This is a genomic window from Rhodococcus qingshengii JCM 15477 (genome assembly GCF_023221595.1).
Taxonomy (GTDB): domain Bacteria; phylum Actinomycetota; class Actinomycetes; order Mycobacteriales; family Mycobacteriaceae; genus Rhodococcus_F; species Rhodococcus_F qingshengii.
Genome location: NZ_CP096563.1, coordinates 322,264 through 345,204 on the forward strand (window position 1 = coordinate 322,264; position 22,941 = coordinate 345,204).

A 22,941-nucleotide genomic window follows, 5' to 3' on the forward strand; every position below is an offset into this window, starting at 1 on the left:
CGCCCGGTGGGATTGGCGATCCGGGGTCGAACCCGAGACCCGAGAACTCCACCCCGGAGGCTCCCTCGCCAGGTCGTGCCGAGGAACCGAGTGTGCCGACTCTGCCTGATGTCGGTCAGGTGCCGGTGAATCCGGATGCCCCCGGCGCTCCGCAGCAACCCGGACCACAACTGTTCAATGACAATGATTTGCCGAGAACGACTATGACGATCGCAGAGTTGCTGGAAAGGAAAGGTCGATGAATTCGGATCGTGGCGCGACAGTGATCGGGTATTGGGGCCCTCGGACGCAACCGGTAGAAGGCATTGCAGCGGAGGTGTTCTCGTTTCTTCATAGTCTGAGGAACATTGATCCAGCACTTGGACAAGCTTGGGTGTTTTCGCCCGAGACTGCCTTCGAGTCGACCGATCTAAGCGTGGAAGGCCTAGCGAAAATCTTCCGGGCAGCGAAGGATGTCGAAGGGCAATCCGTTGCTGCCTTCGACCTTGGCTACATCGTGAGTTTGTTGCACCCGGACAGATATCAGTTCTTGAGAATCCAATTCTCTCTCGGCCGGAATGTTCCGAGGGTTCCGAATCTCGTCAACGTCACCCTCCCCCCCCGGAGAAACAAGCAATCGGGGAGGCGTCGCAGTTGCTGACTGCACGCGTCGGGGACGCGATCATGAAAGCGATCATCGAGCATTGGTCGCCGGAGTCTGCGCGGTGGGGGACGCGGGAGTACCGCAATGCGCAGGGAAATGAGGTCAGCGAAATCGAAGTCGGTTGGGAGACATACATCCAGTCCGGGATCGATCTTGATCACAGCAAACTGCCCGTCGTCGCCGTACTGGAGGAACTCCCCAACGGAACGCTGATTCGGTTGGGCGAGAAACCGTTAAACGTCAACTTCGACGACATCCTGGCCGTGCGGGAAGCACTGGGTTACCCGGTCTAAGACGCCGCGTGACCGCCGACCCTTGCTCATGTCGCGACACGTAGTCGGACGGAGACTATTACGCAGTGGTTGGAAAGGACGGGGCGATGAGCATAGTCGGGCGATGGCCGACCGTGATCGGATATTGGGGCACGCGGGTGCAGTCGAGTCAGGAAGTGGCGCAGACGATGCGGGCCTTCCTCGACGATCTGGAAGAGATCGACCCGGAGTTGGCGTTGCCGTGGGTGTACACCAAAAAACTGGACAAAGGCCCCGCGGATCTCAGTGTGGACGGGTTGGTGAAAATCTTCGAGCATTCCCGCTCGAAGGAGATGGGGTATTCGGACACCCCCGGACCGGGGTACAGCATCGGTTTGTCGCCCGAGGACGGGACCGCGCGGCGGATTATCGCCGGGGTCGGCGGCTTAGAAACCAGCGCCCCCAACAGTGTCCGGGTGTCGTTGCCGACGGAGACGCAGCTCACCGACAGCACCCGGCAGCTGCTCGGCCCTGACATCGGAGACGCGATCATGAAAGTTATCGTCAAGCATTGGAAACCGGATCGAGCTCGGTGGAGCATCGGCGACTACATAGATCTTCAGAAGCGGTCGAAAGCTGAGGTCGAGGTGGGATGGGAAACATACTTCCATTCAGGAGTTACGTTCGATCGCAGCGCGCTGCCCCAATCTGCGGTGGTAGAGGAACTGCCCACTGGCACGTTGATTCGGTTGGGGGACAAGCCTATGCAGGTCGCTGCCGCCGACATCGTGGCGGTGCGGGCGGCGTTGGGTTATCCGGTGTAGGCCACGCAACGGGTCCGGAGTTCACCATTGCATCAGACGTCGAGAAATGTGTTAACCGGATGGCCTGCTTCGCCTTTCGATAGTATTGCCAGATGGCACCCCGAGCCGACTTGCTCGCGTGGCTCCTCGATTCGGATCCGGCGATTCGGTGGCAGGTGGAGCGCGACCTGCTGAACGAAGCGCCCACTGTGTGGGCGGCGACGCGCGCGTCGATCGCTACCAAAGGATTTGGTGCACGCCTGCTTTCATTGCAGGATCGAGACGGCCAATGGGCGGGTGGGGCGTTCTTCCCGGCAGAATTCGACTTCGTGGGACCCGAAGCAGCAGAAGAAGGTTCGCAACCCTGGACGGCAACTACTTGGACGCTCAACTCCTTGCGTGAGTGGGGCCTCGACGCCAGTGTTCTGCGGGAGCGTCGTACTGCAGAACTGCTCGCGGAGAACTGTCGCTGGGAGTACGAGGGCCGGCCGTACTGGGACGGTGAGGTCGATTGCTGCATCAACGCCTGGACGGTGGCAAACGGTGTGTGGCTCGACATGCGCGTTGATGAACTGGCTGATTGGTTTGTGCGGCATCAACTTCCGGATGGTGGTTGGAACTGCGAGTGGATCGAAGGTTCGACCCGATCGTCGTTCCATTCGACCCTCAATTCACTCAAAGGGCTTCTCGCGTACGAGATCGCGACCGGGGGAACAATTGAGACGCGCGCGGCTCGACGATCCGGTGAGGAATTCTTGCTGCAGCGCGGTCTGTTCCGGAGACTCTCGACCGGGGAACCGGTGGGGGACTGGATCGGCCGGTTCGCGTACCCGTTCCGGTGGCGTTACAACGTGCTCAACGCAGCCGACTACTTCCGCGAAGCGTCGTTGTCGGATGGAAATGAGCCTGATCCGCGAATGGCGGACGCGATCGAGATGATCCGGGCCGCTCGAGCCTCGGATGGGACGTGGCTCCAGGCCGGTCGCCAACCGGGGCGGGTGTGGTTCGAGGTCGACACAAAGGCGGGGGAGCCGTCGAAGTGGCTGACTTTGTCCGGCATCCGAGTGCTCGCCTGGTGGGATCAATCCTCCCCTCTAGGTTCTGCATAACAAAATAGTTACAGCGAAAATTATTTCACCTTTAAAGGTTATCGAAAGGTGATCTTCGACTTTCCGGTCGAAATATCCAGTACGGATGAAGAACATATTAACGACAGGATTGCCCTCAGTGCGGTGAAGGTTAATCATCTGAACAGGTGAGATGATGTTCGGTGAAATTACCTACCCGATTGGATAGGCGGGTCACCGACGTTGGTAATCAAATAAGGCGCTCGCAGCTGTCTTGGTTAGGGAGCTAAGTCCCGAGCTGGAAACGGCATTTCTGCTCCGAAAGTGGCGCTCACCTGCGGCTACGTTCCCCATTTTGCAAGATTTAAACCACTTTCGGCGAGAATTAGTCGCGCAATTGTAGGTTGTGGAGCGTCCGCAATGTTTAGGCAAAGTCCCATCTTTTCCCAGAACAATGCTCTACTAAACGTGAAAACCGGATGTTCCCCCGATTTTGCTGAGAAGGTGCAACTATGGGGCGTAGCGTAACTGTCGCAGCGAACCGGAACATCGCGAATTGCTGCTCTAACCAATGACTTTGTTCAGGTCCGAATAATGCTCGGAGGTCGTCGATGTCGATGGAAATGGTGTTAGCCGAAGCAGTGATAGACAGTGGGGACACGGCGTGGGTGCTGATCTCCGCGGGTCTGGTTCTCTTCATGGTTCCCGGACTCGCCTTCTTCTACGCCGGTCTGGTGCGTGGTAGCAGTGCGCTCGTCATGTTGCAGCAGAACCTCGTCCCACTCGGACTCGTCTCGATTACCTGGGTCGTGTTCGGATACAGCTTCGCGTTCAGTGGAGACTGGGGTTCCGGCTTCCTCGGTGACCTCAAATTGTTCGGCTTGCAGGACATACACACTGCCGCCGCCCCGGGCTTCCACCTGATCGAAGGTGCAGTCGCGGTACCGACTCTGGCGTTCGTGGTCTATCAGATGATGTTCGCGATCATCACGCCTGCGCTGATCACCGGTGCGACCGCAAACCGGCTCAAGCCCTTGGGCTGGGCCGTTCTGCTCGTGCTGTGGTCGATCATCGTCTACCCCCCGATTGCGCACTGGCTCTTCAATCCCGAAGGCTGGTTGGCGCTCCGCGGAGCTCAGGACTGGGCCGGCGGAATTGTCGTCCACGCATCCGCCGGCGCCGCCGCCCTGGCAATCTTGCTGGTGGTAGGTAAACGTCCGGGATGGCCCAACGCCGAGGCAGTCCCGCACTCGGTGCCTCTGGCGTTGATCGGCGCAGGCATCCTGTGGTTCGGCTGGTTCGGATTCAACGCGGGCGACGGATTGGCTGCCGATGGTGTTGCGGCACAGGCCTTGATGAACACTCACATCGCCGCAGCGGGCGGTATGGTCGTCTGGCTCGTCATCGAAAGGTACACCGAGGGCAAGGCCACGGCGATCGGCGGAATCACCGGCGCGGTAGCCGGTCTCGCGACCGTCACCCCTTGCGCCGGCTTCGTCAGCACCTTCTCCGCGTTGGCGATCGGCGCGCTTGCCGGACTGGTCTGCCACTTCGCGCTCGCGCTCAAGTCGATCTTCAAGTTCGACGACGCGCTCGACGTCATCGCGGTCCACTTCATCGGCGGCATCCTCGGTTCACTCCTTCTCGGTTTGTTCGGCGAAAAAGCCATCAATTCGATCGGCCGCGACGGACTCTTCTTCGGCGGCGGGGCAGGACTACTCGGCGAGCAGGCGCTGGCGTTGATCGTCGTCATCGCTTTCTCGTTCGTGGTGACCTGGCTGATCGCCACGGGCATCGAGAAGACCATCGGTCTCAAGCTGGCCCCAAAAGACCAGGTGGACATCGACCGTCGTCAGCAAGGCATGGACGCATACCGCTACAACGCCGCATTCGTCGACGCAGGTGGTGCGCCGCAGACCAGCGGGTTCGACTCGGGGGTCCTGGTCGAGGGGGCAAAACTTGTTCCGAACCTCGGCGCCCCGAAGCACGAACTCATCACCGCGGTATTGCAGACCATCGAGTCCGAGAAGCTACGGGAGGCGCTGCTGGCCGCCGGAGCGGAGTCGATAGTCGTATCGGAAGCGCATGTCTCCGCGAGTGACTCGGCCTCGCTCAAGTTCCGCGGACAACGCAACGACGTCGTGTTCACCGAGCGGTTGCGTGTCGAGGTGCTGGTCGCCTCGGAACATGCACAGGCGGTTCTGGACGCGATCAACGAGTACTCGGGCGGCAGGAGGAGCGGTTTCGTCCAGCAAGCGGCCGAACCTCTCACCGAAGCGACGGAACAGGGGAGCTGACATGTATTCGACGACAGGGAGTTACCGCATGATCGACAAGGAGCGTTCAGAATGCATCTGACACCGCGAGAACTCGACAAGCTGACAATCCTCATGTTGGCGGATGTCGCACTGAGGCGAAAGGCAAAGGGGCTCAAACTCAATCACCCGGAGTCCGTCGCAGTTATCACTGCAGCCGCCCTGGAGGGAGCTCGGGAGGGCAAGACTCTCGAGGAGGTCATGGCCGACGCATCGCACGCCTTGACGGTCGACGACGTGATGGACGGTGTCGCGGAGATGATTCCACGTGTGCAGGTCGAGGCGGTGTTCCTCGACGGTAGCCGGCTCGTCACCGTGCACTCTCCGATCCAGTAGCCCGACCGAGATGTCAGGAGCACTCCAAGATGGCAAGCAAATCGACGAAGAAGGATTCCGGCGGCGAGAAGAAAGTGCCGGTCGGCGGATACGTGTTGCGGGACGAGCCGATCGAACTCAACGAGGGCCGTCCACGTTTGAAGTTGCGAGTCCGAAACACCGGTGACCGTCCCATCCAGGTGGGTTCGCACTACCACTTCATGGAAGTCAATCGCGCGTTGTCCTTCGATCGTGAACAGTCCTTCGGCTGGCGCCTCGACATTCCCGCGGGCACGGCGGTCAGGTTCGAGCCGGGCGACGAGAAGGAAGTGACGTTGGTGCCGTTCGGCGGCAAGCAACGAGTGCAAGGCTTCAACGGACTTGTCGACGGTTGGGCGCCGACCCACGCCGCCTACCGGCCTCGGCTTCCTGGAGCCGTCCAGCGTGCCGAAGAACTCGGCTTTCTGTCCGAACCTCAAACCGACTGATTCTCGTTCACGGCGGACGAAGGAGAGCAACACCCATGACAAGCATTTCGAGACAAGAGTATTCGGGTCTGTTCGGGGTCACCACGGGTGACCAGATCAGACTGGGCAATACCGACCTGTACATCGAGGTCGAGGAAGATCTTCGAACGATCGGCGACGAGTCGATCTACGGCGGCGGCAAGACGCTGCGCGACGGCATGGGCCAGGATCCGGAGTCATGCAGCATCGACGGTGCCCTCGACCTCGTGATCACCAACGTGGTCATCGTCGATGCAACCATCGGCGTCGTCAAGGCAGACGTGGGAATCAAGGACGGCAAGATCGTCGGCTGGGGTAAGGCGGGAAACTCCAGCACGATGGAAGGCGTCACCCCGGGGCTGACCACCGGTCCGGCGACCGACGCGATTTCCGGTGAGCAGATGATCCTCACTGCCGCCGGCATCGATCCGCACGTGCACCTCGTGTCACCACAGCAGGCGTACCACGCACTCAGTGGGGGAGTGACGACGCTGATCGGTGGTGGCATCGGCCCGACCGACGGAACGAACGGCACCACCATCACTTCCGGTATCTGGAACATGGAGATGATGCTCAAGGCCAACGAGGGTTTGCCGGTCAACGTCTGCATGTTGGGCAAGGGGAACTCGTCCGGGCATCAGTCGCTGGTCGAACAGATCAAGGCCGGTGCGGCCGGTCTGAAGGTCCACGAGGACTGGGGCGCGACACCGGCCACAATTCGTGAGTCTCTGCGGGTGGCAGACGAAATGGACGTTCAGGTCGCCATTCACACGGACACACTCAACGAGGCCGGATACGTCGAGGACACCATCGCGGCCTTCGAAGGCCGTACCATTCACACCTATCACAGCGAGGGCGCGGGTGGCGGTCACGCACCCGACATTCTGCGGGTGACGGGCGAGGACAACGTACTTCCGGCGTCGACCAATCCGACGTTGCCATACGGCATCAACACTCAGGCCGAACTCTTCGACATGATCATGGTCTGTCACAACCTCAATCCCAAAGTGCCCTCGGATGTTTCGTTTGCCGAGTCCCGCGTTCGCGCCGAGACGATCGGTGCCGAGAACGTACTGCAGGACATGGGCGTCATCTCGATGTTCTCGAGTGACTCACAGGCGATGGGCCGGGTTGGAGAAAACTGGCTACGCGCGATCCAAACAGCGGACTGCATGAAGCGGTCCCGCGGAAAGCTGCCCGAGGATTCACCGACGCACGACAACTTTCGCGTGTTGCGCTACGTCGCGAAGGTCACGATCAATCCAGCGTTGACGTTCGGTCTTTCGCATGTGGTCGGGTCGATCGGTGTCGGGAAGATGGCGGATCTTGTTCTCTGGGAGCCCGCATTCTTCGGCGCGAAGCCGAAGACGATCATCAAGAACGGGTTGATCAGCTGGCACGCCATGGGAGATCCGAATGCGTCGCTCCCGACACCACAACCGGTGATCTACCGGCCGATGTTCGGTGGATTCGGCAAGGCGTTGCCGCAGAGTTCGGTCTCGTTCGTCTCGCGAGCGGCGCTCGACGACGGCATCAAGGATCGACTCGGTCTCGAACGTCAGGTTGTCGCCGTCGAGGGCACGAGGACGGTCACCAAGCGTGATCTGGTTCGTAACTCGGCTACTCCGGAAATCAAGGTGGACCCGGAGACCTTCGCGGTGACTGCGGACGGTGTCCATGCGTACGTCGAACCCGCCGAATCCATTCGCTTGAACCAACTTTACTTCTTCAGTTAGGGGTCTCCAGTGTCGGGAACAATCACACACACGCACGGTGCCGATGCGACGCCACACACGCACGGCGAGATGACCGCGCCGAGCGGAAAGCCGACGCGAGTCGACGCGCTGCTCGGGAAGGAGACCGACGAGGAGTGGGCCGGTCGACTCGACAATGCGGTAGTCGACGTCTTGTCGCTCGATCAGTGGGAAGCGCAGAAGAGTCGGTTACGACGCACCACGATCGGTGGCCGTGAATTGGCCGTCTCGCTTGATCGTGGTATTCAGTTGCAGGACGGCGACATTCTGCTGTGGGACGAGCCGGCGAACACCGTGGTCGTGGCCAGGATCAACCTCAAGGACGTGTTGGAGATCGACCTGAGCGCGCTGGTCGACGTCACGCCCGAGAAGATGATTCAGACGTGCCTGGAGTTGGGACATGCCGTGGGTAACCAGCACTGGCCTGCGGTGGTGAAGGGAATGAAGGTCTACGTTCCGTTGACCGTCGACAAGGCGGTCATGGGCTCGGTGATGCGGACACATGCTTTCGAGGGCATCGAGTACACCTTCATCCCGGGCGCCGAGGTCATTCCCTACATCGCTCCACACGAGGCACGCCGTTTGTTCGGTGCGGCCGCGCGTGAGGGCGAGGGGCATACCCATGACCCTCTCGTCTGAGGGATCCGGGCTCAGCATCAACCGCGCGATGCGGATGATGCAGTTTTCCGATTCCATGTTCCCGGTCGGTTCCTTCTCGTTCTCCAACGGTTTGGAATCGGCCGTGGCGCAAGGAATTGTCACGGGTGGTCCGTCGCTGCGGGAGTTTGTGCTCTCGGCCGCCCATCAGGGCGCGACGTGCGACGGTATCGCCGTACTCGCAGCGCACCGGGGTGCGGCAGCCGGTGATTTCTCGGCGATCCTCGCCGCTGATCATGCAGTGATCGAACGCAAACTCAACGAAGAAGCACGCACGATGAGTACCCGCATGGGTAAGAAGTTGGCCGAACTCGGCGGGCGCTTGGCCGGTGAGACCCTGTTCAACAAGTGGTTGGCCGCGATCGCATCGGGGGAGACGCCGGGTACCTACCCCGTCGGCCTCGGAATTGCTTTCGCGGAGATGGGTTCTCCGGAAGAGGACGCTTTCACGGTCAATCAGTACGGTGTCGCGATGACGTTGCTCGGCGCTGCCCTTCGTATCGTCCGAGTCGATCACCTCACGACGCAAGAGATTCTGTTCGAGGTCAATCAGAGCGCCGGCCGTGAGTACGCCGCAGTGCGTGACTACGGACTCGACGACATGTCCAATTTCGCCCCGATGATCGACATTCTGGCTGCGGTTCACGTCAAGGCGCACGTCCGAATGTTCATGAACTAGAAGGAGAACGATGAAGAAGACAACGCGCATCGGAATCGGCGGACCCGTGGGTTCGGGTAAGACCGCACTCATCGAGGCGATCACGCCGGAGTTCATCAAGCGGGGCACCAGCGTTCTGATCATCACCAATGACGTGGTCACCACCGAAGATGCCAAGCATGTGCGCAAGGCTCTCAAAGGTGTTCTCGTGGAGGAACGTATCGTCGGCGTGGAGACGGGAGCCTGCCCACACACCGCCGTCCGCGAAGACCCGAGTATGAATCTCGCGGCGGTCGAGGACATGGAGAAAACGTTCCCGGACACCGACGTGGTGTTCATCGAAAGTGGTGGCGACAACCTCACACTGACGTTCAGTCCAGCTCTGGTCGACTTCTTCATCTACGTCATCGACGTAGCCGCAGGCGACAAGATTCCGCGCAAGAACGGTCCGGGAATCTCGCAGTCCGACATCCTGGTCATCAACAAGACCGATCTCGCACCGTACGTCAACGCCGATCTCGGAGTCATGGATCGCGACTCCAAGGGGATGCGCGGCGACAAGCCGTTCGTCTTCACCAATTGCATGACCGGGGAAGGCATCAAGGAAGTGGTGGACCTCATCGTGCACGGAGTCCTCTTCGACGAAGAGGAAGTGGGAGCGAGCGCACCGTGAGCGCAACGTCCGTCCCGGGAGCATCGCGGTCGCTCCCGGGGCCGATCCCGACCATCCCGGAACTCGACCAGTACCAGGACCAGCCGAAGCAGGCCCCGGCCGGCAAGGTCGGGAAGACCGGCGTTCTCGAGATGCGATTTGTCGACCGTGGCGACAAGACGATTCTGCGGGACATGTACCGCAAGACACCGCTGCTCGTTCAGCAGGCGCTGTACTGGGACGAAGCGTTGCCGACCATGCCGTGCGTCTACATGATCTCGACGTCCGGCAGTGTGTTGCAAGGCGATCGACTGTTCCTGACCATCGAGATGGAACCGGGTTCCCTCGCGCACGTGACCACTCAGTCGGCCACCAAGGTTCACCGGATGGATGCCAATCACGCGTCGCAACTCCAGAAAGTGGTGCTCGCGGAGAATTCGTATCTCGAACTGATGCCCGGGGTGACGATCCCACACCGCAACGCGAGGTACTACGCGCGCACCGACATCACGGTGGATCCGACTGCAACGCTGTTGTTCTCGGAGATCGTGATGTCGGGTCGCAAGTACCACGACGGCGGAGAGATGTTCGTCTACGACCTGTACTCCACAATGATCAAGGCGGAGCGTCCGGACGGGAAGAACCTCTTCACCGAGAAATTGGTGATTGAACCGGCACGCTTCCCCGTGCGATACGGCGGAATCATGGGCGACCACGACGTGTTCGGCAATGTCATCCTGCTGACACCGAAGGAGCACGCCGACGCGATTCTCGAAGAGGTAGTTCCGGGCCGTGACGGCAAGGTCGTTTCCGGAGCGAGTCGGCTACCGAACGACGCCGGTCTCATCTTCAAAGTCCTCGGTCCGGAGAGCGAACCCGTCAAGGCGAAGGTTCGTGATTTCTGGGCTCTGGTGCGAAAGGCAGTTCTGGACACCACCATTCCGCCCGTCCCGCTGTGGGGATGACGCGGATCGTCGGAGAAGGATCGAGGGACGTGCGATGACCACCATCACCAAACCCTGGGACGACGTCGCGGACAAGAACGTCGTGCTCAGATTCATCGACACCAATCTCAAAGGCTCCGGGCAGGTGATGTTCCAGGGCAATGCGCTGACGGGCCTGCTGTTTCTGGTCGGCATCTTCTGGGGAGCGATAGCCGCGTACACGATCACCGTAGCAATTGGTGCCGTGGTGGGTCTGGTGGTATCCACCGTCACCGGGATGATGCTGCACTCCGACGACGATTCGATGCGTATCGGCCTGTACGGATACAACGGAGTTCTTGTGGGAGCTGCCTTTCCGACGTTCCTTGCCGGCGGTGTGATGCTGTGGATCTACCTCGTGGTGGGAGCTGCCGCGTCGACGATCGCGTTCCTGGCCGTTGCCAATGTCTTCAAGACGTGGGGCGTACCGGCGCTGACCTTTCCGTTCAACCTCGTCAACTGGTTCTTCCTCCTCGCGGCGTTCCAGTTCCTGCGGATCGAAACGTCAGACCTCAGCGCGGGCCAGTTTCCCCAGCACATCGGGGACGCGTCAGTTCATGCCGAAATTACTTTCAGCTTCCTGTGGGACACGCTGTTCCGCAACGTCTCCCAGATCTTTCTGATCAACAACACCGTCACCGGCATTATCTTCGTGATCGCGCTGCTGGTCGCGTCGCGTTGGGCGGCGTTGTTCGCGCTCATCGGTTCCGCGATAGCGATGGGTTCGGTACTGGCGCTGGGCGCAAACACCGTCGACATCGGCAATGGTCTCTACGGGCTCAGTTCGGTGCTGACGGCAATTGCTCTCGGATCGGTGTTCTACAACCCGTCGTGGCGTGTGTTCGTCTACACCGTCTTCGGAGTACTGGTGACTGTTGTCATCCACGGCACGCTGGTGTCTGCCTTTGCTCCGATCAGCCTGCCGGCCGGAACGGGCCCGTTCGTCTTCGCGACGTGGCTGTTCCTGCTGCCGAAGAAGAAGTTCGTTCCCATCCAGCACGACACCATCGAGGGTGGAGCGGCCGAGGGCAAGGATTCGATCGCGAAGGCGAACGGATAGGGCTCGAACGGGCAGAAGTTCCTAGATCGTTCCGCTATGGCACCCTCGCGAACCGGTATCACTCGAGTATTGTCTGGCCTTCGGTAGTCGGGCATGGTCGAAGCATGACCGTGCAGGTAGTTGTGATGGGTGTGGCCGGTGCTGGAAAAAGCACCGTGGCAGTGGGTCTCGCCACGTCTCTCGGGGCAGACTTCGTCGACGGTGACGATCTGCACCCCGAGTCCAATGTCGCCAAAATGCGTTCGGGGACACCGTTGACCGACGAAGACCGTGTGCCGTGGCTCGACGCGATCGCGGCCTGGCTTTCCGAGCGTGCCGATGCGGGACGAACAGGCGTCGTTGCCTGTTCGGCTCTGCGAAAGGACTATCGGGGCCGGTTGCGCCCGGACGGTCTCGACGTGCAGTTCGTCCACCTGGCCGGTGATTTCGAGACTATCTCCGCACGTATGCGTTTCCGCGCCGGGCACTTCATGCCGGAGAGTCTGCTCATCTCCCAGTTCGAGGCTCTCGAACCGCTTACAGACGACGAGCGCGGCATCACGCTGAATGTCGTCTCCGAACCGAGCACACTGGTGGGCGAGGCAGTCGACTACATCCATACATCTCAGAGGAGCGTCACAGCGTGAGTAGCACCGCAAGCCCCGGCCCGTTCGACATTTCCGGGAAGGTCGCGCTGGTGACGGGTTCGAGCCGAGGCATCGGCTCGGCCCTCGCGACTGGTCTCGCCGAGGCGGGTGCGGTGGTGGTGCTCAACAGCCGAAATTCCGACGTGCTCGAAGCCGAGCGTCGACGCATCGCCGACGCGACCGGCGCAACGGTGCACGCATACGCGTTCGACGTCACCGATTCGGCCGCCGTCCGGGATGCGGCGACACGCATCGAGGCGGAGGTCGGCCCGGTCGAGATCGTTGTCAACAACACCGGCGTGCAGCACCGCGCCCCGCTTCTCGAGTTCGGCGACGACGACTTCCGGCGTGTCATGGACACCAACCTGACCAGTGCGTTCTACGTCGGACGTGAATTCGCCCGCGGCATGGTCGAGCGCGGACACGGGAAGATCGTCAACATCTGCTCGGTGCAGAGCGAACTCGGCCGAGCGGGAATCGCACCGTACGCGGCCAGCAAGGGCGGGCTCAAGATGCTCACCCGCGGAATGTGCGCTGACTGGGCACCCTTCGGTTTGCAGATCAACGCGATCGCACCGGGATACTTCGACACCGAACTGACCTCTGCGCTGGTCAACGATCCGGAGTTCACCGCGTGGCTCGCCAAGCGGACACCCGCCGGACGTTGGGGCCGTACCGAGGAGCTGATCGGGTCGCTACTGTTCTTGGCCTCCCCGGCTTCGGATTTCGTCAACGGTCAGATCCTCTACGTCGACGGCGGAATGACGGCCGTCGTCTGATTGTCCGCTGTTAGATCGTCCGCTACTCGAACAGAAAGCACCCACATGACAGACGCCAGCGCCCCTCGCATCCACCTCGGTCCCGTCGAGGATCCTCACGTCGCCGACGGAATACGCCGAGCCGGTGGAGTTCTCGTTCCACTGGCAGACGCCGAGGGCGTCGTGTGGGTACACGGGCCGGAGACGTTCCCGTCGTCGCTACCCGATTCGGTTCGTTGGGTGCAGTTGCCGTTCGCCGGCATCGAGCCCTGGTTCGACGCCGGGGTGATCGACGACAAGCGGGTCTGGACGTCTGCTGCCGGAGCGTACGCGGGCAATGTTGCCGAACATACGATGATGCTTCTCCTCGCCGGAGTTCGTTCTCTCCCCGAACAATTGGCGGCGCAATCGTGGCGCAAGGAAGAGTTCGACCCGCGGGTGGGCACTTTGCAGGGCTCGACAGTGGCGATCATCGGTTGCGGCGGAATCGGCCGTGCGTTGATCCCGTACCTCGCCGCGTCCAAAGTCAAGGTCATCGCGATCACCCGCTCGGGGACCCCTGTCGAGGGTGCTTCCGAAACGCTCTCGGCCGACCGCACCGGCGAAATCTGGTCCAAGGCAGATCACTTCGTGATCGCAGCACCGTCGACATCCGCGACGCGGCATCTGGTCGGCAAGGCCGAACTGGACCAGATGTCGGAGTCGAGCTGGATCGTGAACATCGCGCGTGGCACCCTCGTCGACACGGACGCATTGGTCGACGCACTGGAAGCCGGTTCGATCGGCGGGGCGGCACTGGACGTCACCGATCCCGAGCCGTTGCCGGACGGGCATCGGTTGTGGAAGCTGCCCAACGCGATCATCACTCCACACGTCGCCAACCCGGCTACGACGCTCACCCGCGTCCTGGCAGATCACGTTGCAGCCAACGTCGCCCGATTCGCCGCAGGTGAGGACCTCGCCGCCGTGATCGATCCGTCGGCGGGCTACTGACCGCTCGCGTTGGTTCCCTTCACGTAATCGGCAACGACGGTGCGCAGAACATCGCGCACCGCCTCGGCCGGTTTGGAGAGGGGCTGATTGGCCGGGGTGCCAAGGGAGACATGCACTTCGATGCCCGGCTCGATGCGTCGTAGCTCGAGCGCTTCGACGTCCATGACCCTGCGGGCCACCGACCACGGCAGAACCGTCGCGCCCAATCCGGTGCGTACGGCCTCGGACAGCGTCATCACCGATTCCACTTCGGCCACGATGTTCGGTTGCTGCTCTGCACGGTCGAAAGCCTGCTCCACCACCTTGCGGATGGTGTGCATCCGACCCGGAAGCAATAGTGGTAGTTCGGCGATCTCGGGCAGGGAGATGTCGGATCCCGATTCGCCTGCCAGTCCGGTACCGAACGGCGCAACCACCACCAGCTCCTCGGTGAGCAAGCGTTCGAACGTCACACCCTTGATCGGGCCGGCGTCGTACAACAACGCCAGATCCATGCGACCGGTCATCATCGCTTCGCTGAGCACGCCACCGAAGTTCTCGTTGATGTGCAACAAGATATTCGGGTGCTGCTCGCGCACACGGGCCAAGAGCGGCAAGGCGATTGCCGTCGCGGTGCTGTACGGGGCGAGGCCGACCGAGACGCCACCCGCCAGCGCCCGTCCGACCACGGACACCTCGGCCTGAGCACTCTCCACCTGACGCAGAATCACCTGAGCATGCCGATAGAGTGCGTGCCCCGCATCGGTCGGCTCGACACCCTGTTTGCTGCGGATCAGAAGTTGCTGACCGAACTGCGTTTCCAGCGACGTCATCTGTTGGCTCAGGGCGGGTTGTGCGATGTGCAGGATGTCGGCGGCTCGGGTGATGCTGCCGGCATCGACAATTCGTACGAACGAGTAGAGCCTTCTCGTGTCCATGCTGTGCAAACTACCAGCTCAACGGACATATCGAATTCCGATCACCCCAACGCGAAACGGTATTAACAACCCTTTGGCGTTCCTGAGTAGCGTCCCAGAAACACCGAAGTCGACACACAGAACTTCGACAGTCGGACCAACCACGGGCAACGGCGCCCGTACGAACGAGTAAACGAACCGGAAGGACCGAAATGGCAACCAGCATCGATCTTGTCGCCGATCTCGGCGAAGGTTTCGGCACGTGGACCATGGGCGCCGACGATGCTCTGCTCGACACGCTGACTTCGGCCAACATCGCTTGCGGATTCCATGCAGGCGATCCACGAACCATGGATGCGACCGTGCGGGGGTGCGTATCGCGCGGTATCGGCATCGGCGCGCATCCGAGTTTTCCGGACCTCGCCGGATTCGGACGTCGCGCGATGGATCTCAGTGAGAACGAGGTCCGAACCGACGTGCTGTTCCAACTCGGCGCCCTTCACGCCTTTGCGGTCGCGAACGGAACGTCGTTGTCGCACATCGCTCCCCACGGCAAACTCGGGAATCTTGTTGCTGTACGCCAGGATTACGCGCGCGCCGTCGTCGATGCGGTCGCGGCCTTCGATCCGTCGTTGATCGTGCTCGCCCAGGACGGGGCGTTGGCCGACGAGGCGACTGCCCGCGGATTGAGCGTCGGCATCGTCGGAATCGCGGATCGCGCATACAACTCCGACGGAACTCTCGTGCCCCGCAGCGAGCCGGGAGCGGTGATTCACGACGTCGACGTTCTGGTCGAGCGGACCGTTCGGATGGTGGTCGAGGAAGTCGTCGAAGCTGTGGACGGCACGTTGATCCCGGTTGTCGCCGATACGGTCCTCGTGCACGGTGACAACCCCGGTGCCGTCGCGAACGCGAAGGCGATTCGCGCCGCGCTCGAGGCCGCCGGTGTCACCATTGCGCCGCTGACCCGGGTCGTGGCGTCACGGCGGGCCCGTGATGTCGGGTGTTCCGCGTGAAGACCTACGTCGCCGACTGCGGTGACGCCGCCGTTCGCGTCAGTGTCAGCGGCGGGACCGCCGAGCAGAACTGGAACACCGTTCGATCGATCGCTGCACGTTTCGATCTCGGTGCCGACGGCATCGTCAGCGTCATCCCGACATACGACGCCCTGCTGGTCGAGTTCGACAACCTCCTCACGGACCACGACGCCGTCCGCGGCCTGGTTCGCGAAGCAACGACTATCCCCCGACCGCTGGAAGGTGAACCTAGGACGTTCGAGATCCCCGTCGTCTACGGGGGCGAACACGGCCCGGACCTGGGTGATACAGCGCGGTTTCTCGGCGTCACCGAAGCCGAAGTGGTGCGCCTTCACTCCGCAGCCCCGTTGGTCATGCGTTGCTACGGCTCACCCGGCGGCGCCCCGATGCTCGACGGCCCGGCGTTCGGCCTTCCCATCCCGCGCCGATCGAGCCCGCGACCGCACGTCGCGGCCGGTTCCGTTGCGGTGGCCGGACGTCAGGCAGTCGTTTCGGCCAGGCCTGCGCCCGGCGGTTGGGCAGTGATCGGCCGGACCCCGCTCATCTTGGTCGATCCGGCGTCGGAGCAGATTTCTGCCTACCGCCCGGGCGATCTGTTCGTCTTCCGTGCGATCGACGCCGATCGCTGGGACGACTTCGACGGACGCTCGCTCCTGCCCGTAGGGGGTGATCCCCATGGCTGAGACCGTCACCGTCCTGACTCCCGGAATCAGCTCCGTCCAGGATTTGGGGCGTGGATCGGCGTCACAGTTCGGTCAGGCGACGGGCGGCGCAGCCGACCAGATCAGCGCGGAGATCGCCAACGCGTTGGTGGGTAGTAGGCGCGAGGCCCCGCTACTGGAGTTGACGGCCCTCGACTTTTCAGCGTCGGCGTCCACGGATCTGCTGATCGCCGTCACGGGTGCACCCGCAACGGTGACGGTGGACGGACATCGGCAACCGCAGTGGGAACCGATCGTCTGGCGAGCCGGTCAGCGGCTTGCCGTCACCGGAATCCACGACGGATTGCGCGTCTACGTCGCCGTCCACGGAGAGCTGACGGCCGACTACCTCCTGGGCAGCTGCGCTCCCGACCAGGTCCTCGGATTCGGCCGTCACTTGACCGCGGGGGAGACGCTGGTCGTCGACACCGACTGCCCGCCGATCGACCACCCGGTCTTCCGGCTACCGCTGTTCCGGTTGTTGCCCGACCGACCGTCCTTCGGCAACGTGTGGACGCTCGACGTGACCGACGGCCCCGACATCGACGACTTCGGGGAGAGTGCAGCCGCGCTGTTCGGCACCGAATTCGTGGTGGGCGATCAGAGCAATCACATCGGGCTTCGGCTGGCATCTACCGATGAGCAGCCGCTCCCACAGCGCACCGGCACCGGCGAGGTCCTCTCGCGCGGCGTCCCCATCGGCGCCGTCGAAGTACCCGCTGGCAACGAACTTCTGGTCCTGCATCGAGGTAGAGGCGTCACCGCCGGTTATCCGGTGCTGGCAGTCGTCACCACCGTTTCACTCTCACAGCTGGGACAGGCCCGACCCGGGCACCGCGTCCGATTCCGGAACTGCAGCGTCGCAACGGCGGTTGCAGAGCACCGCGAACAGCAGCACCGCATCGCCTTGCTGAGGCGGCGTGTGGAGAACGTATTCACCACCCTCCGGATACCTCTTCACACCTCGGAAGCCCGAGTACCGAGCCACGTCGGCACCACACGCCCCGCGAGCGCTCCGCGCCGCGCGTCTATTTTGGAGACAGCATGACCAACACCATCGAAGCGGTAGACGGCCAGGTAGCCGACCCGCGCAAGGTCCGGAAAGTCGTCGCAGCGGGCTGCGTCGGCATCTTCGTCGAGCTCTACGACAACGGTGTCTTCGCGTTCATGGCGACGGCACTGGCCATCGTGTTCTTCGACGTATCGAAGTCGAGCGACGCGCTGATGCTGGTGTTCGCCGGCTACGCGGTCTCGTTCTTCGTTCGACCCCTCGGCGCGGTGGTCTGCGGCATCCTCGGCGACCGGATCGGTCGACAGAAGATGTTGGTGTTCGTCATCATGCTGATCAGCGTGGCGACCGCCGGTATCGGCTTGCTGCCCACCTACGCGGCCATCGGTATCGCGGCACCGGCACTGCTGATCTTTCTGCGGATCGTGCAGGGATTCTCCGTCGGTGGTGAAGCTGCCGGCGCCATGACGTTCCTCGCCGAACACGCCCCGGAAGGCAAGCGCGGCTTGATCACGAGCTACGCGCAGATCGCGTCGTTCCTCGCACTGCTGACCGGAACGATGATCGCGTTTGCCATGTCGCCGTGGCTCAACGCCGACGCGATCAACGGCGGCGGACTCGCATCGTGGGCGTGGCGCATCCCGTTCCTCATGGCCATTCCGATGGGAATCATCGGCTGGTACATCCGCCGCGCGATCTCCGATACCCCGAACTTCGAGCGGCTCAAGGAATCCGGCGGTTTGTCGCGCAATCCGCTCAAGGAAGCATTCTCCACTCCCGAACACCGTCGCGCCATGATCCTCGCCCTGTTCATCCCCTTGATGAATGGTTCCGGCTACTACGTTCTGTTCTCGTACATGCCCACGTTCCTCAAAGGCGATCAGATCGGATTCTCGACCGGGACAGCGCTTCTCGTCACCGCATCCAGCCTGGTCGCGATCTGCTTCGCGATTCCGTTCATGGGTGCTCTCTCCGACCGGATCGGTCGCAAGAAGGTCATCGCCGGTGCAGCTGCGGCAATGGCGATCGGAGCGATCCCCTGCTATGCCATGATCGTGACCGGCAACGTCGGCCTCGCCGTTCTCGGTGCTTGCCTCATGGCAGTGATCTTCGCCGGGCACACAGCCGTCATCCACATCCTGATCGTCGAACTGTTCCCCACGCGGGTTCGCTACTCCGCCTACGGTTTGGGTTACAACATCTCGTCCGCACTCTTCGGTGGTACCGCACCGTTGTTGATGACCTGGTTGATCCCCGAATTCGGTATCTACGTTCCCGCCTTCTACGCGGTCATCACCGCAGTCGGCACGCTGATCGCGGTCAGCACCATCACCGATCGCGCCCACGTTCCGCTACGCGACACTCTGTGACTTCTCGCGTGAGTCACTCCTGATCCGGCCCGGTGGCCGCCTGCAGTCCGCGGCGGCCGCCGGGTCATACCAATTTCTTCCTGTAGGAGCACACAATGCCTTTCTCCGATTACCGCACAGCTCTCGTCACCGGCGCCAACACCGGAATGGGTGCCGCCGTCACCGAGATGTTCACCAAGCGCGGACTGACGGTCTACGGCGTCGCCCGCAATGCCGACAAGCTCGGTGAGGTTGCCGATCGCACCGGAATGATCCCTCTGCCCGTGGACATCACCGACACCGCCGCGCTCGCCGAAGCTGTCGGCGGACTGGAGATCGACATCCTCGTCAACAACGCGGGGGTGTCCGCAACCGGAAACATTCTCGACGCCGAAGAAGCATCGGTCGACGCGATGGTGGACGTGAATCTTCGTGCAGTGCTGCACCTGTGCCGCATTCTGCTGCCGGGAATGGTGGAGCGCGATCTAGGTCATGTCGTCAACATCAGCTCCATCGCCGGCCTGTACAACTTCTACGGCCACACTGCCTACCACGCGACCAAGGCTGCGGTGCACCAGATTTCGCGCCAGCTGCGAAACGACTGCATCGGCAAGCGGATTCGAGTGACCGAGATCTGCCCCGGCCGGGTCGAGACCGAGATCTTCGGTCGCAACCTCGGCGGCACGCCCGAAGCCATGAAGGAAGCGTGGGAGACCTTCTACGAAGGCTACGAATCCATCACTACCAAGGACATCGCGGATACCATCGAGTTCGCGATCGACGCCCCTGGTCACGTCAATCTTGGTCTCATCGAGGTGCTCCCCACCTTCCAGGTGCCCGGTGGCCTCGACTTCATCCGTCGCAACGACTGAGAGAGCGCATCATGAGTTTTGTACTACCGGAAACGACGCTCGGAGTGGTGGCCCATGCGGCAGGTGACCTGCGGGTCGAGCATGTTGCGTTGACTGCGCCGACCGCCGAGCAGGCAGTGATCGAGATCGCTTACGGCGGTGTGTGTGGATCAGATCTGCACTACTGGACGCACGGCGCGGCGGGGGAGTCGATTCTGAAGGCGCCGATGCTGCTCGGTCACGAGGTGGTCGGCACGGTCGTGACGGCCGCGGCGGACGGAACGGGGCCGGCAGTTGGAACTTCCGTGGCCGTACACCCCGCAACGCCCGGTGGGACCGCGCCTCGGTTCCCGAGCGATCGGCCCAACCTCTCGCCCTGCTGCACATACCTGGGAAGTGCAGCGCAGTACCCACACACCGAGGGCGCCTTCGTGAAATACGCAGTGCTCCCGACACGCATGCTCCGGGAACTGCCCGAGGGGTTGGACCTGCGGACTGCGTCGGTAGCCGAACCGGCAAGCGTTGCCTGGCACGCTGTTTCGCGAGCGGGAGACGTACGCGGGAAGAAGGCGCTGGTCGTCGGCTGCGGACCCATCGGCGCACTGGTCGTGGCTGTGCTCAAACGAGCAGGCGCGCAGTCGATCACCGCGGTCGACGTGCACGACGTTCCGCTGCAGATCGCGTCGACGCTCGGTGCGGATCGGGTTCTCGAGGCCACCGACGCCGAGGCAGTCGCCGCATCCGATGCCGACGTGGTCGTCGAGTGCACCGGCAATCATCGCGGGCTCGAATCCGCTATTCGCGGGGCGACGCGCGGTGGACGGGTGGTCATGCTCGGGCTTCTTCCGTCCGGACCTCAACCGGTACACATTTCGCTGGCGATCACGCGAGAGTTGGAGTTGGTGGGCTCATTCCGCTTCAACGACGAAATCGACGAGGTGCTGCTCGCCCTCGCCGACGGTTCGCTTGCTGTCGATGCTGTTCTCACACACGAATATCCGGTCGAGGAAGCTCTGGAAGCCTTCGCAGTCGCCAAGGATGCTTCGGTGTCGGGGAAGGTGCTGTTGCGGTTCTGAGTCCTTCGACCCTGTGCGCCTTTATTAACCGCGGGTGGTTAATAAAGGCGCACAGCAGGTTATTCGACCACCAGGCCCTTGGCTTCCAGCAGGGCAGTCAGATTGCTCACCTCGAGTGGGGTCTCGCCTCGCTTGTAACGCTCGATATACCCGGCTTCGGCTTCGTCACGGGCACGCGAGAGTTCGATTGCCTCGGCAACCTCCTCGCGGCGGACCACGACAACGCCGTCGCAGTCACCCTTGACGACGTCACCGGGATAAATGACCTGTTCTCCGAAGACCAGGGGATGGTTGATCGGGCCGAGAGATTCCTTGACGGTTCCCTCGATGTACACGTGCTTGGAGAAGACGGGGAATCCGAGTTCGCGGATCTCCCGGGTATCGCGCACTCCGCCGTCGGTGACCAGTGCGGTAATGCCGCGCGCAACACAGGCATTGGCGAGGACATCGCCGAACTGGCCGGCGGCTTGATCACCTGAAGAGACGATCAGGACGTCACCCGGCTGTGCGTAGCTGATCGCAACCTGCAGCATGAGGTTGTCACGGGGATGGCACTTGACTGTGAAGGCGGAGCCGCAGAACTTCATGTCGCGGTCGATCGGTTTGATCGCCGGATGCAGCGACCCCTTACGTCCCTGTGCCTCGTGAATCGTGGCCGCGGAGAACGTCCCCAGTTCGGCAATCAGGTCCTTGTCCGCGCGATCAATTTTCGTCTTGACGTGAATCATCTTGTACTCCAGAAAGTATGAAAGATCAGGAAAGGCGTTCGACTGCCGCGGCGATCTGTGCCGCGGCCTTTTCGAGGACGGCCTCGGAGGTGGCGAAGGAGATACGGAAGTACGGCGATGCGCCGTAAGCCGAACCCTGAATGGTGGCAACCGACGCCTCGTCGAGGAGATAGAGGACGAGATCCTGGTCGGACTCGATCACGGTGCCATCCGGGGTCTGCTTGCCGATCAAGCCGGCACAGTTGACGAACAGGTAGAACGCACCCTGCGGCACGACGGGCTCGAGCCCGGGGACAACACCGAGGAGGTGAGCCGAGAGGTCGCGTCGTCGTCGGTAACTTCGTACGGATTCGGTGAGGAAACTCTGGTCGCCGGTGAGGGCTTCCACGGCTGCGGCCTGGCTGATCGAGGACGGGCAGGAAGAACTCTGACCCTGCAGTTTGTTGACGGCGCCGATCAATCCGGAATTTCCGAGTCCGTATCCGAGTCGCCACCCGGTCATGGCATGAGACTTGGAGACTCCGTTGGTGACCAGTACCTGATCACGGAGGTGCGGAGCGACCTGCAGCAGACTCGGGATCGGAGCGTCGCCGAAGTTGATCTCGTCGTAGATCTCGTCGACCAACACACTGACATGGGGATTGGCCTCGATCACTTCGGCGAGGGCCTGCAGCTGCTCGCGGGTGTACACAGATCCGGTGGGGTTGCCCGGGGCATTGAGGATGACCCACTTGGTGTTCGAAGTGATTGCAGCGGATAGTGCTTCGGCTGTGAGAAGAAAGTTGTCGGACTCCTCGCACTGAACGATCACCGGAGTTCCGTCGTGAGCGAGGACCATATCCGGGTACGAAACCCAGTAAGGGGCGGGAACGATAACCTCGACGCCGGCTTCGACCGTCGCCATGAGAGCGAGGAAGATGACCTGTTTCGCGCCGCCGCCGACGGTGATCTGGTTGTCCGCGTACTGGATTCCGGTTCGCGAAGCCGCGCGTGCTGCGATTGCCTCGCGTAGAGCCGGGATGCCGTTGACTGCGGTGTACTTGGTCTGACCCGTGTTGATCGCAGTGATCGCCGCAGACTTGATGTTGTCGGGTGTGTCGAAATCGGGCTCCCCGACGGTCAGGTCGAGTATTTCACGGCCCTGGGCCTTCAGCTCGCGCACTCGTTGTGCGGCAGCCACACTCGGCGACTCCCTGATTCTGTCGACGCGCGCAGCCGGAACGAAAGTCGCCATGATGGTCTGCTCCTGGGTC

24 protein-coding genes are annotated in these 22,941 nt (G+C 62.1%); 21 read left to right on the top strand and 3 right to left on the bottom strand.

Annotated elements, in window-relative coordinates; translation table 11 throughout:
• Positions 1-633 precede the first annotated feature (633 nt).
• The 15 genes from M0639_RS01420 to M0639_RS01490 all read left to right on the top strand — a co-directional run bounded on the left by M0639_RS01420 (position 634) and on the right by M0639_RS01490 (position 14,041).
• The gene (locus M0639_RS01420) at positions 634-936 is read left to right on the top strand and encodes a hypothetical protein (RefSeq protein ID WP_231915110.1); all 303 of its coding nucleotides are present in this window, start codon (positions 634-636) and stop codon (positions 934-936) included.
• A gap of 86 nt (positions 937-1,022) precedes the next feature.
• A complete protein-coding gene (locus M0639_RS01425) occupies positions 1,023-1,718 on the top strand; it encodes an Imm52 family immunity protein (RefSeq protein WP_228232375.1) in 696 nt (231 codons plus the stop codon).
• A gap of 92 nt (positions 1,719-1,810) precedes the next feature.
• Positions 1,811-2,806, top strand: a complete 996-nt coding sequence (locus M0639_RS01430) for a prenyltransferase/squalene oxidase repeat-containing protein (protein WP_064073576.1) — start codon at positions 1,811-1,813, stop codon at positions 2,804-2,806.
• Positions 2,807-3,375: 569 nt separating this feature from the next.
• Positions 3,376-5,061, top strand: a complete 1,686-nt coding sequence (gene amt, locus M0639_RS01435; protein ID WP_007731720.1) for an ammonium transporter — start codon at positions 3,376-3,378, stop codon at positions 5,059-5,061.
• A gap of 51 nt (positions 5,062-5,112) precedes the next feature.
• Entirely contained in the window at positions 5,113-5,415 is a 303-nt protein-coding gene (locus M0639_RS01440; RefSeq protein WP_007731718.1) for an urease subunit gamma, read from the top strand.
• A gap of 29 nt (positions 5,416-5,444) precedes the next feature.
• Positions 5,445-5,882 (top strand): urease subunit beta, encoded by a 438-nt coding sequence (locus tag M0639_RS01445; protein WP_003943812.1) that lies wholly within the window; start codon positions 5,445-5,447, stop codon positions 5,880-5,882.
• Between the two features lie 35 nt (positions 5,883-5,917).
• On the top strand, positions 5,918-7,636 hold the full coding sequence (locus M0639_RS01450) for an urease subunit alpha (RefSeq protein ID WP_003943847.1): 1,719 nt from the start codon (positions 5,918-5,920) through the stop codon (positions 7,634-7,636).
• Between the two features lie 9 nt (positions 7,637-7,645).
• Positions 7,646-8,293 (top strand): urease accessory protein UreE, encoded by a 648-nt coding sequence (locus tag M0639_RS01455; protein ID WP_007731715.1) that lies wholly within the window; start codon positions 7,646-7,648, stop codon positions 8,291-8,293.
• On the top strand, positions 8,277-8,990 hold the full coding sequence (locus M0639_RS01460) for an urease accessory protein UreF (protein ID WP_047271507.1): 714 nt from the start codon (positions 8,277-8,279) through the stop codon (positions 8,988-8,990). Before M0639_RS01455 ends, M0639_RS01460 begins: the two co-directional genes overlap by 17 nt.
• 10 nt (positions 8,991-9,000) lie before the next feature.
• Positions 9,001-9,642 (top strand): urease accessory protein UreG, encoded by a 642-nt coding sequence (gene ureG, locus M0639_RS01465; RefSeq protein ID WP_007731713.1) that lies wholly within the window; start codon positions 9,001-9,003, stop codon positions 9,640-9,642.
• Positions 9,639-10,586: an urease accessory protein UreD gene (locus M0639_RS01470; RefSeq protein ID WP_007731712.1), complete on the top strand. Its 948-nt coding sequence runs from the start codon at positions 9,639-9,641 to the stop codon at positions 10,584-10,586. Before ureG ends, M0639_RS01470 begins: the two co-directional genes overlap by 4 nt.
• Before the next feature lie 34 nt (positions 10,587-10,620).
• Entirely contained in the window at positions 10,621-11,664 is a 1,044-nt protein-coding gene (yut, locus tag M0639_RS01475; RefSeq protein WP_064073575.1) for an urea transporter, read from the top strand.
• 104 nt (positions 11,665-11,768) lie between these two features.
• The gene (locus M0639_RS01480; protein WP_030535782.1) at positions 11,769-12,290 is read left to right on the top strand and encodes a gluconokinase; all 522 of its coding nucleotides are present in this window, start codon (positions 11,769-11,771) and stop codon (positions 12,288-12,290) included.
• Positions 12,287-13,069 (top strand): SDR family oxidoreductase, encoded by a 783-nt coding sequence (locus M0639_RS01485; protein ID WP_007731708.1) that lies wholly within the window; start codon positions 12,287-12,289, stop codon positions 13,067-13,069. The genes M0639_RS01480 and M0639_RS01485 overlap by 4 nt, the downstream gene beginning before the upstream one ends.
• Positions 13,070-13,114: 45 nt before the next feature.
• Positions 13,115-14,041, top strand: a complete 927-nt coding sequence (locus tag M0639_RS01490) for a D-isomer specific 2-hydroxyacid dehydrogenase family protein (RefSeq protein WP_007731707.1) — start codon at positions 13,115-13,117, stop codon at positions 14,039-14,041.
• On the opposite strand, the gene nac is transcribed toward M0639_RS01490, so the two are convergent.
• Positions 14,035-14,958 (bottom strand): nitrogen assimilation transcriptional regulator NAC, encoded by a 924-nt coding sequence (gene nac / locus M0639_RS01495; protein WP_064073574.1) that lies wholly within the window; start codon positions 14,956-14,958, stop codon positions 14,035-14,037. The two genes, M0639_RS01490 and nac, sit on opposite strands and share 7 nt — an antisense overlap.
• Positions 14,959-15,149: 191 nt before the next feature.
• On the opposite strand from nac, the gene M0639_RS01500 reads away from it, so the two are divergent.
• The 6 genes from M0639_RS01500 (at position 15,150) to M0639_RS01525 (ending at position 20,960) form a co-directional block, all read left to right on the top strand.
• The gene (locus tag M0639_RS01500; protein WP_030535779.1) at positions 15,150-15,953 is read left to right on the top strand and encodes a LamB/YcsF family protein; all 804 of its coding nucleotides are present in this window, start codon (positions 15,150-15,152) and stop codon (positions 15,951-15,953) included.
• The gene (locus M0639_RS01505; protein WP_172403470.1) at positions 15,950-16,657 is read left to right on the top strand and encodes a 5-oxoprolinase subunit B family protein; all 708 of its coding nucleotides are present in this window, start codon (positions 15,950-15,952) and stop codon (positions 16,655-16,657) included. The genes M0639_RS01500 and M0639_RS01505 overlap by 4 nt, the downstream gene beginning before the upstream one ends.
• Positions 16,650-17,723 (top strand): 5-oxoprolinase subunit C family protein, encoded by a 1,074-nt coding sequence (locus M0639_RS01510; RefSeq protein ID WP_007731701.1) that lies wholly within the window; start codon positions 16,650-16,652, stop codon positions 17,721-17,723. Before M0639_RS01505 ends, M0639_RS01510 begins: the two co-directional genes overlap by 8 nt.
• On the top strand, positions 17,720-19,054 hold the full coding sequence (locus M0639_RS01515) for an MFS transporter (protein ID WP_042447696.1): 1,335 nt from the start codon (positions 17,720-17,722) through the stop codon (positions 19,052-19,054). Before M0639_RS01510 ends, M0639_RS01515 begins: the two co-directional genes overlap by 4 nt.
• Positions 19,055-19,149: 95 nt before the next feature.
• Positions 19,150-19,905, top strand: a complete 756-nt coding sequence (locus tag M0639_RS01520) for an SDR family oxidoreductase (protein WP_007731698.1) — start codon at positions 19,150-19,152, stop codon at positions 19,903-19,905.
• An 11-nt stretch (positions 19,906-19,916) separates the two neighbouring features.
• Entirely contained in the window at positions 19,917-20,960 is a 1,044-nt protein-coding gene (locus M0639_RS01525) for an L-idonate 5-dehydrogenase (protein ID WP_054827404.1), read from the top strand.
• A gap of 59 nt (positions 20,961-21,019) precedes the next feature.
• Here the strand turns inward: M0639_RS01525 and M0639_RS01530 are convergent, their stop codons facing one another.
• Both M0639_RS01530 and M0639_RS01535 read right to left on the bottom strand, forming a co-directional pair.
• Entirely contained in the window at positions 21,020-21,688 is a 669-nt protein-coding gene (locus M0639_RS01530; RefSeq protein WP_007731695.1) for a 4-carboxy-4-hydroxy-2-oxoadipate aldolase/oxaloacetate decarboxylase, read from the bottom strand.
• 25 nt (positions 21,689-21,713) lie between these two features.
• Entirely contained in the window at positions 21,714-22,922 is a 1,209-nt protein-coding gene (locus tag M0639_RS01535; RefSeq protein ID WP_064073573.1) for an aspartate transaminase, read from the bottom strand.
• Between the last annotated feature and the right edge of the window lie 19 nt (positions 22,923-22,941).

What these genes read in the sequence shown, in the direction of transcription:
- ureG (WP_007731713.1), top strand. Translation starts at nt 9,001, where the DNA reads ATGAAGAAGACAACGCGCATCGGAATCGGCGGACCCGTGGGTTCGGGT.
- yut (WP_064073575.1), top strand. Translation starts at nt 10,621, where the DNA reads ATGACCACCATCACCAAACCCTGGGACGACGTCGCGGACAAGAACGTC.
- amt (WP_007731720.1), top strand. Translation starts at nt 3,376, where the DNA reads ATGTCGATGGAAATGGTGTTAGCCGAAGCAGTGATAGACAGTGGGGAC.
- M0639_RS01500 (WP_030535779.1), top strand. Translation starts at nt 15,150, where the DNA reads ATGGCAACCAGCATCGATCTTGTCGCCGATCTCGGCGAAGGTTTCGGC.
- M0639_RS01480 (WP_030535782.1), top strand. Translation starts at nt 11,769, where the DNA reads ATGACCGTGCAGGTAGTTGTGATGGGTGTGGCCGGTGCTGGAAAAAGC.
- M0639_RS01530 (WP_007731695.1), bottom strand. Translation starts at nt 21,688, where the DNA reads ATGATTCACGTCAAGACGAAAATTGATCGCGCGGACAAGGACCTGATT.
- M0639_RS01525 (WP_054827404.1), top strand. Translation starts at nt 19,917, where the DNA reads ATGAGTTTTGTACTACCGGAAACGACGCTCGGAGTGGTGGCCCATGCG.
- M0639_RS01430 (WP_064073576.1), top strand. Translation starts at nt 1,811, where the DNA reads ATGGCACCCCGAGCCGACTTGCTCGCGTGGCTCCTCGATTCGGATCCG.
- M0639_RS01510 (WP_007731701.1), top strand. Translation starts at nt 16,650, where the DNA reads ATGGCTGAGACCGTCACCGTCCTGACTCCCGGAATCAGCTCCGTCCAG.
- M0639_RS01535 (WP_064073573.1), bottom strand. Translation starts at nt 22,922, where the DNA reads ATGGCGACTTTCGTTCCGGCTGCGCGCGTCGACAGAATCAGGGAGTCG.
- M0639_RS01515 (WP_042447696.1), top strand. Translation starts at nt 17,720, where the DNA reads ATGACCAACACCATCGAAGCGGTAGACGGCCAGGTAGCCGACCCGCGC.
- M0639_RS01460 (WP_047271507.1), top strand. Translation starts at nt 8,277, where the DNA reads ATGACCCTCTCGTCTGAGGGATCCGGGCTCAGCATCAACCGCGCGATG.
- M0639_RS01440 (WP_007731718.1), top strand. Translation starts at nt 5,113, where the DNA reads ATGCATCTGACACCGCGAGAACTCGACAAGCTGACAATCCTCATGTTG.
- M0639_RS01450 (WP_003943847.1), top strand. Translation starts at nt 5,918, where the DNA reads ATGACAAGCATTTCGAGACAAGAGTATTCGGGTCTGTTCGGGGTCACC.
- M0639_RS01490 (WP_007731707.1), top strand. Translation starts at nt 13,115, where the DNA reads ATGACAGACGCCAGCGCCCCTCGCATCCACCTCGGTCCCGTCGAGGAT.
- nac (WP_064073574.1), bottom strand. Translation starts at nt 14,958, where the DNA reads ATGGACACGAGAAGGCTCTACTCGTTCGTACGAATTGTCGATGCCGGC.
- M0639_RS01520 (WP_007731698.1), top strand. Translation starts at nt 19,150, where the DNA reads ATGCCTTTCTCCGATTACCGCACAGCTCTCGTCACCGGCGCCAACACC.
- M0639_RS01445 (WP_003943812.1), top strand. Translation starts at nt 5,445, where the DNA reads ATGGCAAGCAAATCGACGAAGAAGGATTCCGGCGGCGAGAAGAAAGTG.
- M0639_RS01425 (WP_228232375.1), top strand. Translation starts at nt 1,023, where the DNA reads ATGAGCATAGTCGGGCGATGGCCGACCGTGATCGGATATTGGGGCACG.